We start from the raw sequence: 13,290 nt of genomic DNA, 5'->3' as shown, positions 1-13,290 counted from the left end.
CGTCTACACCCCACAGCCCGGCGCGAGGTTGCACCACTATTGATCCCGGCCGAGGAGTCCCCGCTCGAAGGCGGCGGCCACCGCGGACGCCCGATCGCGGACACCGAGTTTCGCGTACGCATGAAGCAGGTGGGTCTTGACCGTCGCCTCGCTGATGAAGAGCCGTCCCGCGGTCTCCCGGTTCGTGCACCCCTGCGAGATCAGCGTGAGCACTTCGAGCTCGCGCTGGCTGAGCGGCTCCTTGGCCGGTGACCGGAGCTCGCCCATGAGCCGTCCGGCGATCGCCGGGGAGAGCACCGACTCGCCCCGGTGCGCCGCCACGACGGCCCGGAACAGATCCTCGCGCGGGGTGTCCTTAAGCAGGTAGCCGGTCGCGCCCGCGCGGATCGCCGGCAGCACGTCGCTGTCCGTGTCGTACGTGGTGAGCACCAGCACCCGCGCGGCCGAGCCGGCCGCCTTCAGCTCCCGGATCGTGGTGACGCCGTCCATGACCGGCATCCGCAAATCGAGCAGGACCACGTCGGGGCTGACCGCGCCGGCCACGGCGAGCGCCTCCCGGCCGTCCCCGGCCTCGCCCAGCACGGTGAACCGGTGGTCGCCGGCGAACATGCCGCGCAGGCCGTCCCGGACCACCGGATGGTCGTCGACGATGAGCAGCCCGATCACGCGGCCGCGCCCATCACGACGGCCGGCACGCAGGCGGAGATCGCGGTGCCGCCGCCCGGTTCGGACTCGATCTCCAGGCGGCCGGCGATCCGGGTGAGGCGTTCCCGCATCGCCTGCAGGCCGTACCCGCCGTTGCCGCCGGCCGGCCGCGGCCGCTCCGGGTCGAAGCCGGCGCCGTCGTCGCGCACGTCCAGGGTGACCACGTCCTCCATGTAGGAGAGGGTGAGGCCGACCCGCCGGGCCGCCGCGTGCCGGGCCACGTTCGCGAGGCCCTCCTGCGCGGTCCGGAGCAGGGTCGTCTCGATCTCGGGGAGCAGCCGTTGTGGCGTACCCGTGGTGACCAGCTCGGCCTTCACGCCGGACCGCTCCGACCAGGTCTCCACCACCTCGGCCAGGGCTTCCGGCAGGGCGGTGCCGACCAGCTGCTGCGGCCGCAGCGCCTGCACCGAGCGGCGCGCCTCGGCGAGGCTCTCCCGGGCCAGCCGCTTCGCGGTCTCCAGGTGCCGGCCGTGGTCGGCGGGCCGGGCCGCGGCCGCGTCGGCCGCCTCGAGCTGGGTGACGATGCCGGTGAGGCCCTGCGCCAGCACGTCGTGGATCTCGCCGGCCATCCGCTGCCGCTCGTCCAGCACGCCGGCCTCCCGGGCCTGGACGAGCAGCTGGGCGTGCAGGCCCGCGTTCTCCCGCAGCGCCGCCTCGAGCTTCCGGTTCGTGTCGGCCAGCTCCACGATCATCCGGGCGCGCTTCACCGAGTTCTTCTCGGTCTGGATCTCCACATAGAACATCACCCCGGCGATCAGCACGTTGATCAGGACGGCGAATGCCCAGAAGATGTACCCGCCCTCGGCGGAGAGCGTGGGCAGGCCGCCGACCTGGGAGAGCCCGGCGGTCGCCGCCACCGGGACCACGGCGACGAGCCGCCAGAGGCCGTCCAGCGCGTACCCGATGAAGAGGTAGCCGGTCCAGGTGAAGAAGCCGAACAGCGGGCTCATCCAGACCAGGAGCGCGTACCAGCCGAGCATCCCGATCAGGAAGAAGAGCATGATGCCGCGGCGGTCGTTCCACTGCGGATGGAGGTTCACGAAGAACGCCATCCAGGCCGCGGTCGCGGCGACGGCCGGCAGCATCGTGCCGAAGTCCGGCGACGGCTGGAGCGCGTCACCGGCGGCGAGGACGAGCAGGACCGAGACCGCGAGGGTGGCGAAGGGCAGCCAGAGCAGCCACGCGCCCCGCGTCGTCGACGAGCCCTCCTGCACCTCCGCGGCCAGCATCCGTCATCACTCCCACTTGAAGAACTTCGCCGCCGCGGCGCCGAAGACGAGCAGGTATCCCACGAGCACGGTAACCGAGAGCAGGTTCGGCCAGTGTCCCGTCATCGCCTCGTGCATGAGGCGCTCCCCGGCCGCGAGCGGCGTGTAGTCGGCGATGGTCTGCACGACGTCCGGCATCACCTCGCGGGGCGCGTAGAGGCCGGCCAGGAACATCAGCGGGAAGAACAGGATCAGGCCGATCGCGTTCGCCGCCTTGCCGCTCGGCGCCAGCGCCGCGATCACCAGGCCGACCGCGAACACCCCGGCCACGGCCAGCACCACCGCGAGCAGGAAGGCGATCGGCGACTCCGGGAGCGGTACGCCGTAGGCGATCCCGGCCACCGCGAACACCAGGACCGAGGAGAACACCACGGTGATCGCGGAGAACACGAGCTGGGCGCCGAGCAGCGCGACCGGCCGGACCGGCGTGGTGGCGAGCCGTCGCAGGATGCCCTTCTCCCGGTAGTTCGCGAGGACCGTCGGCATGCCCTGCAACCCGATCATCGCGACGCTCAGCGCGATCACGATGCCGGCGTAGACGTCGACCACCCGCAGGCCGCCGAGATCGGCCGAGGGTTCCCGGAAGGAGGGGACGGCGCCGAGGATCGCGATCAGGACGACCGGGAAGAGCGCCGCGAAGAAGAGGTAGACCGGCTCGCGGAAAGCGGTGCGGAACTCGGTGGCGACGAGCTTCATGAAGACGTTCATGACGGGTGCTCCTCCCCGGCGCGGCCGGTCAGGCGGACGAAGGCGTCGTCGAGGGTGGCCTGTTCGAGGCGCAGCTCGACCGCGACGATGCCGTTGACGGCGAGCACCGAGGTGACCGCGTGCAGCAGGTTGCCGGTGCCGGTGACCTCGATCCGGTCGCCCTGCCGGCTGACCCGGCTCACCTCGGGCAGGCCGGTCAGCAGCTCGTCCGCGATCGGGGCGGACGGCCGGAACCGGATCGTCTGGTCCTCGGTGGCGGTCTGCTCGACCAGGCCGGCCGGGGTGTTCAGCGCGACGACCTCACCGTGGTCGATCACCGCGAGCCGGTCGCAGAGGCGCTCGGCCTCCTCCATGAAGTGGGTGACCAGCAGCAGCGTGACACCGCGGTCGCGGACGCCGGAGATGAGCTCCCAGGTGTCCCGGCGGGCCTGCGGGTCGAGGCCGGTGGTCAGCTCGTCCAGGATCGCGATCTTCGGGTTGCCGATCAGCGCGAGGGCGATCGAGAGGCGCTGCTTCTGGCCGCCGGACAGCTTGCCGAAGAGCGTGTTCAACTTCTCGTCGAGGCCCAGGTCGCCGGCGAGCCGCCGCCAGTCGGCCGGGTCGGAATAGAAGGAACTGTAGAGCTCCAGCGCCTCGCGGACGGTCAGCTTCTCCTGGAGCTCACTCTCCTGGAGCTGGACGCCGACCTGGGCGCGCAGCGAGCGGTCGCGCGGCTCGCGGCCGAGCACGGTGATCGTGCCGGAGTCGGGGACGCGCAGCCCCGCGATGCACTCCACCGTGGTGGTCTTGCCGGCCCCGTTCGGGCCCAGGATGCCGAAGATCTCGCCGGGTTCCACAGCGAACGACACGTCTCGGACAGCTACGGTGTCCCCGTACCGTTTGCTGAGGTTCTTCACCTCGATGACTGTCATGCACCCAGCATCATCGATGTGCGTGGGTGCCCGAATCGACCGGCGAGCGACGCCTGCGGTCAACCGATCGGTTGATGCCCTCCTACGCCACCGCCTCGGTGCTCTCCGCCGGTGTGCGCCGCAGGCTCGAGTACACCGAGCCCACCTGGCTGGCGACGCGGCGCCACGAGTACGCCTGCCGGGCCCGGTCGAGGGCCGCCGTGGCGTAGGTGAACCGCCGCACCTTGTCGTTGATCAGCCTGCGCAGCGCGCCGCCGAGGGCGCGCGGGTCGCGGGCCGGGACCAGGTCGCCGGTCAGCCCGTCCACCACCGTCTCGTTGAGGGCGCCGACCGCGGTGCCGACGATCGGGACGCCGCAGGCCATCGCCTCCAGCGCCTCGTGCTCGAGGTTCTCCTCGTCCTGCCAGGGCGCGGCCACCAGCACGTCGGCGGAGCGGTACCAGTTCGGCATGTCCTGGTGCGCGACCGAGCCGACGAGCCTGAACCGGTCGGCGACCTTGAACTGCTCGGCCATGGCCCGCAGGACCTTGGCGCCCGGGTCGGCGGGCAGCTGCTCGGCCGGCGGGCCGCCGACCACCACCACCTCGGCGCCGGGGACGTAGCGCATCGCCTCGATGACGTCGCCGAAGCCCTTCCGTTCGACCAGCCGGCCGACGGACAGGATGCGGGGGCGTTCCGGATCCCGCTGGACGGCCGGGCCGTCCGGGGTGAACCGGCCGCTGTTCACGCCGGCCGGGACGATCGTCAGGTTCGCGCGGGGCACACCGATGCGCACGAGTCCTCGTACCTCGTCCTGGGTCTGTGCCACCACCCGGTCCACCGCCCGGCCGAGCGCGCGCTCGTAGCCGGACCGCGACGGACCTCGCGTGTCCTTCGGCGCGTCGCCGAGGGCGGCCAGTTCGTGGAAGGACTGCACCACCGGCACGCCGATCTGGCGCGCCGCCGTGACCGCGGCGAGACCGCTGGTCCAGAAGTGGGCGTGCACGACGTCCGGCACCCAGCTGCCGGCCCACTGCTCGCCGAGCACCCGGGCGAACTCGCCCATGTGCGGCAGCAGCAGATCGGGCGGGATCGGCTGGGCCGGTCCGGCGACGATGTGCACGACGCGGACACCGTCCGGGGTGATCACCACCTCGGCGACCTCCGGATCGGTGCGCCGGGTGTAGACGCGGACGTCGTGGCCGAGCTCGGCGAGGGCGCCGGACAGCTCGGCGACGTGGGCGTGCCGGCTGCCCGCACCCAGCGGGCTGGCGTGCTCGGAGATCATCGCGATGCGCACCGTGGCTCCTCCAGCGGACATGATCTTCGGCGCACGAGGCGACCGGAAAAAGGGCGGCTTGGATTACGGGTCCGGGATTGCCCGGGCGGCCCATACGTAAACATCGCCCGATCGTTACAAGGGCCGCGAGCAGGGTACTTCCGACGCCGTGGCAATCGTGGCGCGTACCGTTCAGGCCCCACCCGATCGGGTCTTCGCCGTCCTGGCCGACGGCTGGAGCTACAGCGACTGGGTGGTCGGCACCGTACATATCCGTGACGTCGACGAGGCCTGGCCGAAGCCGGGCTCGAAACTGCATCACAAGGCCGGCCCGTGGCCGCTCTCCCTGCACGACTCGTCGACCGTGCTCTCCTGCACGCCCGGCCGCGAGCTGCGCCTGAACGCGGGCCTGTGGCCCCTCGGCGCGGCCGTGGTCGCCATCCGCCTCGAGCCGGTCTCGGGTGGGGCGGCCACCCGGGTCGTGATCGAGGAGGATTTCGAGGCGGGCCCGCTCCTCTTCATCCGCAACAAACTCAACGATCTGATCCTGCATCGCCGCAACATCGAGTCCCTGCGCCGCCTGGCCGACATAGCCGAACGCCAGCGATAGATCAGTGGGAGGCCGCCCGGGACAGATAGACGGCCGCGTAGCGGTCCAGGAACGGCTCGATGGCGGTCTCCGCCACCTCGGCGAACCCCTCGAACACGTCCTGGTAGAGCTGGATGTCGGAGATCACCTGCGATCTGAGCGAGGTGTTGAAGAGGTCCATCATCACCCACTCGTCGTCGAGCAGCTCGAAGCCGTTCATCGGCGCCCGGGCGAGCGCCGCGTCGGCCGGGATGATCGCGATCGAGACGTTCGGCAACCGCGCGATCTCCCGGATCCGGCGCACCTGGGCGACCATGTCCTCCGGGGAGCCGAGCCGGTTGCTCAGCGTCGACTCGGTCATGATGAATCGGAACCGCTTGTCCGGGATCTTCAGGATCCGCTGACGGCGCACCCGGGCCGCGACCGCGTCGATCAGGTCCGCCTCGGCGGTCTCGGACTCCGGCTCGTTGCCCGGCCGGCGCCGCGGGCGCATCACGGCCTCGGCGTATCCGCTGGTCTGCAGTAGCCCGGGCACGACCGCGGGCTGAAAGATGCTGATCTCGCGGGCGGCCTGTTCCGCCTCGGCCACCTCCGCCTGCCGACGGGTCAGGCCACCGGATCGGGTACCCCATTGCTCCATCGGCTCGGTGGCCGGCCGGGTCGCTCCCGCGTGCTGCGCCAGCTCGTCGATCTCGGATTCCGACATCCGGAGCGCTTCCGCCAGCCGCCGGACGTCGGCCGGCGTGACGCCGGTGCGGCCGGTCTCGACACGGGACACCTTCGACGGCGTCATCCCGGCCAGTTCGGCCAGTTGCTTGCCGGTCAGTCGCAGCGACCTGCGGCGCTCCCGCAGGACGTCGCCGACCGGGTGGGTCGTCTCCGGGCCGGATGTGCCGGGCTCGCGACCTCGATCTGCCAAGCCCGGCTCCCTTCGCTGGTCCTACGACTGCTGAGCGCGAACCGCGTCGGCCAGGAGCTCGATCGGAATCTCGACGAGCTGCTCACCGACCGGAAGATCCACATGGGCGTTCTCGGCGCTCACGGTGTATCCCTGGACCACGAGGGTGCCGCGATTGGTCGTATACACCGTGGGGCACGTGCCCGTGGTGCACGTGCCGGCCAGCATGACTAATTCCAAACCCGAAGAATTATGTCCGACATTTCCTGTTTTCTCATCATTCGTCATGGCGCAAGATTGTCACAGATGATCACGCTGACATGCAATATTGCAGCAAGCCGACGTCCGCTTACTGCAGGACGCTATCGGGCGTCGAGCCATATGCAATAGCCTTGTCGCCATATGGCAATCCTGAACCTGTCGGGATGCCATCTAGCAGGTCATTTCGACGACCGTCTACTTTTGCGCTCCTTGCACATGCATTGCACTGGATCTCGCGTGCCTTGCATTCTCGGAGTGCGAGCTTCGACTCGCACTTCACCCGGCCGGGTGTCATGCCGTCCCACTTCAGGGGGTCCGTCATGTCACCGCACCAGAACATGATCTACATTGCCGTCGCGGCCTGCCTTCTGCTCGCGCTGCACATGGTCAAACGCGTCCTCGTGCCGATGGGTGCGCTCTTACGCGTGGCAGCCGCGGTGGCGGTCATCATGATCGCTCTGCTCGCGGCCCTGGCGCTGGTCGTCATCGCCATGGCGGCCGGGATCTGATCGTCCTCAGCTCGACGAGCCGTAGACGGCGCGGTGGGCTCCGTTGATCGCTGCTCGATAGAGGTCTCCGGTCAGGGCACGGTCGCGCGCGAGCGCCGCCTTCGCCGCGTTGGCGCCGGGTGCGCCGTGCACGCCGCCGCCGGGGTGGGCGGAGGCGCTGCCCAGGAAGAGGCGGTCGACAGGGGTGTCGGAGCGGCCCAGGCCGGGGATGGGGCGCAGGAAGAGCTGCTGGAACGCGGCCGAGGTGCCGCCGCCGAGGGCGCCGCCGACCAGGGACGGGTTCTCCTTCTCGAGGATCGCCGGGGAGAAGATGTTGCGGCCCTCGACGCGGCTCAGGAAGCCGGGCGCCTGCTCCTCGATCACCGCTTCCATGCGCTCGACGTGGCCGCTGATCTCGTCGTCCGTCCAGGACTGGCGGTGCGGCAGGTGCGTGTAGGCCCATACCGACTCGGTACCCTCCGGGGAGTGCGACGGGTCGGCGGTGGTCATCTGGCCGAGCAGCAGGAACGGGTTCGGCGGCAGTTCGTCGACGGCCAGGTGGGCGGCGTAGCGGCTGAGGTCGTTCAGGTCGGCGCCGAGGTGGATGGTGCCGGCGCCGGCCGCGGCCGGGTTCTTCCACGGGATCTTCGTGCGCACCGCCCAGTCGACCTTGAGGGTGGCGCCGTCCCAGCGGAAGTGCGCGAGATCCTCCACGAGGCGCGGAGGCAACCATCGTTCGCCCACAAGATCGAGGAAGAGAGCGGGGGCGGGTACGTCGGCGATCACCGCGCGCCGGGCCCGCCAGTCCCGGCCGTCGGCGGTGCGCGCCCCCACGGCCCGGCCACGCGCCACCAGGATCCGGCTCACCGGGGCCTCGTAGACGATCCGCCCCCGGTCGCCGAGACGCTTCACCAGCGCGGATGTGATCTCCTGAGCCCCGCCCACCGGCACCGGCCAGCCGAACTCCTGCCCCAGCATCGCGAGCAGCCACCCGTACACCCCACTCCCGGCCTGTTCCGGGGAGAGATCCGTGTGAAGGGCACAGCCGGCCATGGCGAGGGTCGCCCCCTCGCCGCGGAACAGTTCGGCGCCGAGTTCCCGTACCGAGAGAAGAAGGCGCCGCGCAAGGCGCAAGGCGCCGCTGATGCGCAGGTCACGCACCAGGCCGAGGCCTTGAGTCACGGGCGGGAAGGGGGTGAAGAGCGTGTCGAGCATCCGGCCGGAGACGGATTGCCAGTCCTGGTAGGCGGTGAGCCAGCGCTCGCCGTCGCCCGGGGCGAACTGCTCCATCGACTCCATGGTGCGCCGGATGTCCCGGTTCATCGTGGCGGCGCGGCCGTCCGGCAGCAGGTGGGTGAGCACGTCCGGCGCGTGCGTCCAGCGCAGGCCCTGCTCGCCGAGGCGCAGGCCCTTCATCACCGGCGACGCGAAGCCCAGCGGATAGAACGAACTGAACAGGTCGGAGAGGTATCCGGGCGCGGTCACGAACCCGGATCGCACCGCCCCGCCCGGGTTCGGGGTGGCCTCCAGCACGAGCACCGACCAGCCGGCGTCGGCGAGCAGGTTCGCGGCGACCAGGCCGTTGTGCCCGGCGCCGACGACAATCGCATCCACGGTCTCCACAGCGGCACGCTACCCACGAGCGGCCGGAACAAACAGCGTTTAGCCGGCCCGCCCCCGGGCACCTCGATCACCAAGCGATTGAAGGGAGAACCTCGTGAGCACCGTTACCGAGTCCGTTGACGTCAACGTGCCGGTACGCACCGCCTACAACCAGTGGACCCAGTTCGAGGACTTCCCGCGGTTCATGGAGGGCGTCAGCGAGATCCGCCAGCTCGACGACACGCACACCCACTGGAAGACCGAGATCGCCGGGGTGAAGCGCGAGTTCGACGCGGAGATCACCGAGCAGCTGCCCGACGAGCGCGTCGCGTGGCACTCGACCGACGGTGAGAAGCAGGCCGGCGTGGTCACCTTCCACCGCATCGACGACACCCACACCCGGGTCACCGTCCAGATGGACTTCGACCCGCAGGGCTTCGTCGAGACGGCCGGTGACAAGCTCGGCGTCGTCGACCGCCGGGTCAAGGGCGACCTGCACCGCTTCAAGGAGTTCATCGAGAGCCGCGGCGGCATCGAGACCGGTGCCTGGCGCGGCCAGGTGGACCGCCCGGGGATCTAGATCCAGCGTTTGCGCGAGCTTGGGACGACCGCCTCCGGGCGGTCGTTTCGCTTTCGGGGGTACGGGTAACCGACTGCCATGACTGATCACAAGGAAACCGGCGCCTGGCGCGACGAGGAGAAGTTGCCGCTCGACGAGCTGAACCGGGCGATGGCCTCCTGGGACACCGACGGCCAGAACGACCCGAGCGACAACGACAGCGGTCAAGAGGTCCCGGACACCGGAACGCGGCCGAGCACGACCGGTCACACCGGCCCGCACTGAGCCGCTATCGCGGATCTTTTCGATCACCGCGGTCCCGGCGTCGCAGGGTCATGTCGCCCAGGCCCGATCGGACCCGGATCGCGTACCGGTCGGCGGCCCTGCGATAGCCCGGCTCCCGCAGCACGGTGCCGGCCGGGGTCCCGTTGTTCGCCGTCCACGGCGTCACCACCGAGCCGGCCCCCTGGTCGAACCGGATCCGGAACGGCGCCCCGGTCGAGGCCGTCACCACTGCCGCACCCACCCCGCCGGTGAACGTGACCGGCACCGTGCCGACCGGGTCCGGCAGCGACAGCTCGGCCAGCCCGGACGCGCCGAGGACCACCCGGTTCACCCGGCCCCGCCGCAGATTCAGCTGCTGCTCCCCGGCGCCGGCGGGCAGCCGGATGTCCCAGCGCACGTCCTGGTTCAGCACGATGCGCAGCTCGTCCAGCCCATCACCGTCGGTGACGCGCAGCCGGACCACGACCCGGCCGCCGCGGCAGAACACCACCGGGGCCACGCCGGCGTCCGGGGCGGTCGTGATCCGGTAGAGCTGGCCCGGCAGCGGGGCGAACGCGACGCGTACCCGGCTCGCCGCGTCCCCGACCGTGAGCCAGGCGCCGGTCCGGTCCTGCAGCGGCCCGGCGACCACCGGCACCGGCCGGCCGGTCGGCGGCGCGGACGGCGCGATGGTCTTGGGGTCGGCGATCCGCGACGGGGGCGGGGGCGGGGGATTCACGGTGCACGAGGTCACGAGAACGGCTCCGGCCAGCAAGGAAAGGCTCGGCAGGAGCGCGCTTGAGCGGCGGCGGCGCAAGGCGGGGGGCACCATCGGACAACGCAGAATCGGCCGAACGGGTGACGGCGAACCGTCCTGATCGAGTAAGACTGTCCGGGTGCGAGTTGCCGGATTTCTGTCTGATCGTCAGCGTCGTGTCGCCTGGGTGGGCTTTCTGCTCGCCGCGTTCCAGGCCCCGCTCGCTGCCAAGCTGATCGACGACGCCTCCTGGTTCTTCGCGGTCGTCGTGGCCATGCTGGTCGCCACCGTGATCATCGCGGACGACGCCCAGCGTCGCCGCCCCAAGCCTGTCGACTACGCGGAGTAACCGGGTCGCGCCTCGTGCCACGTCCTCCCCCGGGTTCGCCGCTGCTCCTTGAGTTCCGCCTCGTAGAGGTGCCGGCGGCCCTGGGCGAGCTTCTCCCGGGCGTCCCGCTCCACCTCGCGGAACTCGGTGTAGTACCCGTCGTCGTAGGCCTCGACGATCTGGAACGTCCAGTGGCCCGGGATGACGTTGCGGCCGATCAGCTCCCGCTGGATGCGCTCGGCGGTCTCGGTGTGCCCGGCCTGCATGAAGAGCGACACGGCCTCGTCGAGCATGAAGTCGGCGGTGCCGGTCAGCTGATGCATCGAGTAGAGGTGGCCGCGTACCCGCTCGACGGTCTCCAGAGCCTCGCTGAGCTTCCCCAGCGCCTGAACCGTCGTGTCGTCGAGTCCGGCCGGCCGCCGATGCTGTTCGTCCGGCTTATCAGTTTCGGTCGTCATCCCTCTCCTCCCGCCAGCCTCCTTTCCCCGTCGCGGCGACTTCAACCGACCTGCACCGGATCGGGGAACCGTTCGAAACCCGAGGCTCCTTAACGTTTCTTCTCATGAATGGCCTGTTCAGCAACGCCGCCGCCCGTTCCGCCCAGCGCTCCGCCAACGCGTCGCTCGCCGACCTCACCGCCGCCGTCGGCGTGAGCGGCCTCGCGTTCGCGCAGAACAACCCCGGCTTCCTGTCGGTGATCGACCAGCACGCCGCCGGCGTCCGGGACAGCCTCTCCGCCGACGCCCGCCCGCTCACCGCGATCCTGCTCGCCGCCTACGCCGAGGGCGTCCGCGACGCCGCCTTCCAGCACGGCTGGCAGGCCCCCGAGGGCGAGATCGACTGGACCGGCGACGACTGGGTCCTCCGCCGCCTCCTCGCGGTCTGCACCCTGGCCCGGACCCTCCCGCCCCAGCGCTGACCCTCGGCCCGCGCCTCGGCCCGCGCTGATCCGCGGCCCGCGCCAAGCCTCAGCCACCGACCACCCGACCTGTTGACCGCACGGCCAGACCGCGGCCGGTAGCACTCACCGAATCCGACCATTCACAGGGCCGGCCCTCCCCCGAGGGCCGGCCCCGAGTCATTTCTTCCCCTTGTCCAGCGGTTCGGTCACCTCGTCGTCGTCCGAGCCGGGCAGCGAGACGACCTGGGTACGCTCCCCCTCGCCGGTCTCCTCGATCACCACCGTCGAGTCGGCGGCCGGCAGCCCGACCACCGTGGGCTCGTCGTCGTCCGGCCCCTGGGTCACCACTGTCGTGTCACCGGAGCCGGGGCGTGCCCGCGAGAACACCTCGGTCTCCCGGATCACCGGCGGCGCGGACTCGTCCGCCCGATCGTCGTCGTAGCTGTCGAACCCCGGAATCAGGTGCGGCCGATCGTCCCGCGGCAGCGGAATCACCTGCGTGTCGTCCCCGGACAGATCCCCGGCCGCCGACCGCCCTTCCCACTCCCGGCGTTCCTCCTCGACCCGGCGCTCCCGCTCACGGCGAGCCTCCGCGGCCCGGCGGTCATCCTCGGCCTTGCGCGCCTCTTCCGCCTTGCGAGCCTCTTCGGCACGACGGGCTTCCTCAGCGCGACGAGCCTCCTCAGCTTTGCGGGCCTCCTCGGCGCGACGAGCCTCCTCAGCCTGGCGCGCCTCTTCCGCGCGACGAGCCTCCTCCGCCTTGCGGGCTTCCTCGGCCTTGCGGGCCTCCTCGGCCTTGCGGGCCTCCTCCGCCTTGCGGGCCTCCTCCGCCTTGCGGGCCTCCTCGGCCTTGCGAGCCTCCTCAGCCTTGCGCGCCTCCTCCGCGAGGCGGGCCTCCTCGGCCAGCCTTGCCTCCTCGGCCCGGCGCGCCTCCTCTTCGGCGGCCTTGCGGGCCTGCTCGTCGGCATAGGCGCGGGCCTGCTCGCGGATCGCCGCCGACTCGGTGGCGGCGCGGTCGAGCCAGCCCTCCCAACGCTGCTGCATGGGGCGGATCAGGCCGCCGCCGACGCCCACCACGATGACGCCGGCGACCGTGGCGAGGATCGTGATGAGCAGCGGGCGGGTCACCGACGTGGCGATGCCCACCTGGTCGAGGCCGGCGATGACGCCCAGCGTCACGATCACCGCGGCGACCGCCTTGGCCAGCACGCGCGCGTAGCCGAGGCCGCCGAGCGCGGCGACGATCAGGTCGTGTGCGGCGCCGGCCACGGCGGCCGCGACGACCACGATGACGACCGCCACGAAGACCTGGGGCAGCCAGGAGATCAGGTCGTTGAGCAGCTCGCTCGCCGGGTTGGGGCCGCCCAGCCCGGCCGCCAGCTGCAGCGCGATCAGCAGCACCAGCCAGAAGGCGAGCCGCGCGCACAGCTCGGACGGGCTGAGCGCGGTCTCGCCGCGGAAGAGGCGGCCGGCCGGGCCGCGCTGGACCGCGCGGTCGAAGCCGGTCCGGCGCAGCGCCTTGCGGACGACCGTCCGCGCCAGGCGCGCCAGCAGGTAGCCGACGATCAGAATGGCGACGAAGGCCAGCGCGTATGGCAGGAACAGCACCACCGACCGCCACATGTCGCTCAGCCCGCGGCTCAACCCGTCTCCGGTCATCCGGCCTCCTCCGTCAGCAGCGCCTCACGCACCACGAGTACCACAGACCTCCGACGAAAACGCTCCCTGCGATGAGTGGAAGATCTCTGAATCGCACCCTGCGATCGAGTCAAGAATCGGACGGTCGTACGGTG

Annotated in this window: 17 protein-coding genes; 6 read left to right on the top strand and 11 right to left on the bottom strand. The window is 71.0% G+C overall.

What is annotated here, in order from left to right:
• Positions 1–36 precede the first annotated feature (36 nt).
• The 5 genes from AB0G10_RS06650 to AB0G10_RS06630 all read right to left on the bottom strand — a co-directional run bounded on the left by AB0G10_RS06650 (position 37) and on the right by AB0G10_RS06630 (position 4,871).
• Complete coding sequence (locus tag AB0G10_RS06650) at positions 37–666, bottom strand: response regulator transcription factor (RefSeq protein ID WP_360917498.1); 630 nt, start codon at positions 664–666, stop codon at positions 37–39.
• A complete protein-coding gene (locus AB0G10_RS06645; protein ID WP_360917495.1) occupies positions 663–1,934 on the bottom strand; it encodes a sensor histidine kinase in 1,272 nt (423 codons plus the stop codon). The genes AB0G10_RS06650 and AB0G10_RS06645 overlap by 4 nt, the downstream gene beginning before the upstream one ends.
• A 6-nt stretch (positions 1,935–1,940) precedes the next feature.
• A complete protein-coding gene (locus AB0G10_RS06640; protein ID WP_360917492.1) occupies positions 1,941–2,681 on the bottom strand; it encodes an ABC transporter permease in 741 nt (246 codons plus the stop codon).
• On the bottom strand, positions 2,678–3,592 hold the full coding sequence (locus AB0G10_RS06635) for an ABC transporter ATP-binding protein (RefSeq protein ID WP_360917490.1): 915 nt from the start codon (positions 3,590–3,592) through the stop codon (positions 2,678–2,680). Before AB0G10_RS06635 ends, AB0G10_RS06640 begins: the two co-directional genes overlap by 4 nt.
• An 82-nt stretch (positions 3,593–3,674) precedes the next feature.
• Positions 3,675–4,871, bottom strand: a complete 1,197-nt coding sequence (locus tag AB0G10_RS06630; protein ID WP_360917487.1) for a glycosyltransferase — start codon at positions 4,869–4,871, stop codon at positions 3,675–3,677.
• 157 nt (positions 4,872–5,028) lie between these two features.
• On the opposite strand from AB0G10_RS06630, the gene AB0G10_RS06625 reads away from it, so the two are divergent.
• Entirely contained in the window at positions 5,029–5,460 is a 432-nt protein-coding gene (locus AB0G10_RS06625; RefSeq protein WP_360917484.1) for an SRPBCC family protein, read from the top strand.
• 1 nt (position 5,461) lies between these two features.
• Here AB0G10_RS06625 and AB0G10_RS06620 read toward each other — a convergent pair whose 3' ends face one another.
• Together AB0G10_RS06620 and AB0G10_RS06615 are read right to left on the bottom strand one after the other, a co-directional pair.
• Positions 5,462–6,358: a helix-turn-helix transcriptional regulator gene (locus AB0G10_RS06620; RefSeq protein WP_360917481.1), complete on the bottom strand. Its 897-nt coding sequence runs from the start codon at positions 6,356–6,358 to the stop codon at positions 5,462–5,464.
• 21 nt (positions 6,359–6,379) lie between these two features.
• A complete protein-coding gene (locus AB0G10_RS06615) occupies positions 6,380–6,526 on the bottom strand; it encodes a hypothetical protein (RefSeq protein WP_360917478.1) in 147 nt (48 codons plus the stop codon).
• 392 nt (positions 6,527–6,918) lie between these two features.
• Here AB0G10_RS06615 and AB0G10_RS06610 point away from each other — a divergent pair, with 392 nt between their 5' ends.
• Positions 6,919–7,107, top strand: a complete 189-nt coding sequence (locus AB0G10_RS06610; protein WP_360917476.1) for a hypothetical protein — start codon at positions 6,919–6,921, stop codon at positions 7,105–7,107.
• Positions 7,108–7,113: 6 nt separating this feature from the next.
• On the opposite strand, the gene AB0G10_RS06605 is transcribed toward AB0G10_RS06610, so the two are convergent.
• The gene (locus AB0G10_RS06605) at positions 7,114–8,709 is read right to left on the bottom strand and encodes an NAD(P)/FAD-dependent oxidoreductase (RefSeq protein ID WP_360917473.1); all 1,596 of its coding nucleotides are present in this window, start codon (positions 8,707–8,709) and stop codon (positions 7,114–7,116) included.
• A 94-nt stretch (positions 8,710–8,803) separates the two neighbouring features.
• Between AB0G10_RS06605 and AB0G10_RS06600 the strand changes: the two genes are divergently transcribed.
• Together AB0G10_RS06600 and AB0G10_RS06595 are read left to right on the top strand one after the other, a co-directional pair.
• Entirely contained in the window at positions 8,804–9,268 is a 465-nt protein-coding gene (locus AB0G10_RS06600) for an SRPBCC family protein (RefSeq protein WP_360917470.1), read from the top strand.
• A 78-nt stretch (positions 9,269–9,346) separates the two neighbouring features.
• Positions 9,347–9,532, top strand: a complete 186-nt coding sequence (locus tag AB0G10_RS06595; RefSeq protein WP_360917467.1) for a hypothetical protein — start codon at positions 9,347–9,349, stop codon at positions 9,530–9,532.
• Between the two features lie 4 nt (positions 9,533–9,536).
• On the opposite strand, the gene AB0G10_RS06590 is transcribed toward AB0G10_RS06595, so the two are convergent.
• Entirely contained in the window at positions 9,537–10,250 is a 714-nt protein-coding gene (locus tag AB0G10_RS06590) for a hypothetical protein (protein ID WP_360917464.1), read from the bottom strand.
• Positions 10,251–10,455: 205 nt separating this feature from the next.
• Here AB0G10_RS06590 and AB0G10_RS06585 point away from each other — a divergent pair, with 205 nt between their 5' ends.
• On the top strand, positions 10,456–10,617 hold the full coding sequence (locus tag AB0G10_RS06585) for a hypothetical protein (protein ID WP_360917461.1): 162 nt from the start codon (positions 10,456–10,458) through the stop codon (positions 10,615–10,617).
• On the opposite strand, the gene AB0G10_RS06580 is transcribed toward AB0G10_RS06585, so the two are convergent.
• A complete protein-coding gene (locus AB0G10_RS06580) occupies positions 10,605–11,054 on the bottom strand; it encodes a hypothetical protein (protein WP_360917458.1) in 450 nt (149 codons plus the stop codon). The genes AB0G10_RS06585 and AB0G10_RS06580 overlap by 13 nt on opposite strands.
• A 104-nt stretch (positions 11,055–11,158) precedes the next feature.
• On the opposite strand from AB0G10_RS06580, the gene AB0G10_RS06575 reads away from it, so the two are divergent.
• Positions 11,159–11,515, top strand: coding sequence for a DUF6401 family natural product biosynthesis protein (locus AB0G10_RS06575; RefSeq protein WP_360917455.1), 357 nt, complete (start codon positions 11,159–11,161; stop codon positions 11,513–11,515).
• 159 nt (positions 11,516–11,674) lie between these two features.
• On the opposite strand, the gene AB0G10_RS06570 is transcribed toward AB0G10_RS06575, so the two are convergent.
• The gene (locus tag AB0G10_RS06570) at positions 11,675–13,156 is read right to left on the bottom strand and encodes a hypothetical protein (protein WP_360917452.1); all 1,482 of its coding nucleotides are present in this window, start codon (positions 13,154–13,156) and stop codon (positions 11,675–11,677) included.
• Positions 13,157–13,290: the final 134 nt, after the last annotated feature.

Origin of the sequence: Actinoplanes sp. NPDC023714 (genome assembly GCF_040639855.1) — a bacterium.
Classification (GTDB): domain Bacteria; phylum Actinomycetota; class Actinomycetes; order Mycobacteriales; family Micromonosporaceae; genus Actinoplanes.
The sequence above is the reverse complement of the archived record's forward strand: the minus strand, read 5'-3'. Positions and strand labels throughout refer to the sequence as shown.

What these genes read in the sequence shown, in the direction of transcription:
- AB0G10_RS06645 (WP_360917495.1), bottom strand. Translation starts at nt 1,934, where the DNA reads ATGCTGGCCGCGGAGGTGCAGGAGGGCTCGTCGACGACGCGGGGCGCG.
- AB0G10_RS06640 (WP_360917492.1), bottom strand. Translation starts at nt 2,681, where the DNA reads ATGAACGTCTTCATGAAGCTCGTCGCCACCGAGTTCCGCACCGCTTTC.
- AB0G10_RS06635 (WP_360917490.1), bottom strand. Translation starts at nt 3,592, where the DNA reads ATGACAGTCATCGAGGTGAAGAACCTCAGCAAACGGTACGGGGACACC.
- AB0G10_RS06610 (WP_360917476.1), top strand. Translation starts at nt 6,919, where the DNA reads ATGTCACCGCACCAGAACATGATCTACATTGCCGTCGCGGCCTGCCTT.
- AB0G10_RS06595 (WP_360917467.1), top strand. Translation starts at nt 9,347, where the DNA reads ATGACTGATCACAAGGAAACCGGCGCCTGGCGCGACGAGGAGAAGTTG.
- AB0G10_RS06580 (WP_360917458.1), bottom strand. Translation starts at nt 11,054, where the DNA reads ATGACGACCGAAACTGATAAGCCGGACGAACAGCATCGGCGGCCGGCC.
- AB0G10_RS06575 (WP_360917455.1), top strand. Translation starts at nt 11,159, where the DNA reads ATGAATGGCCTGTTCAGCAACGCCGCCGCCCGTTCCGCCCAGCGCTCC.
- AB0G10_RS06570 (WP_360917452.1), bottom strand. Translation starts at nt 13,156, where the DNA reads ATGACCGGAGACGGGTTGAGCCGCGGGCTGAGCGACATGTGGCGGTCG.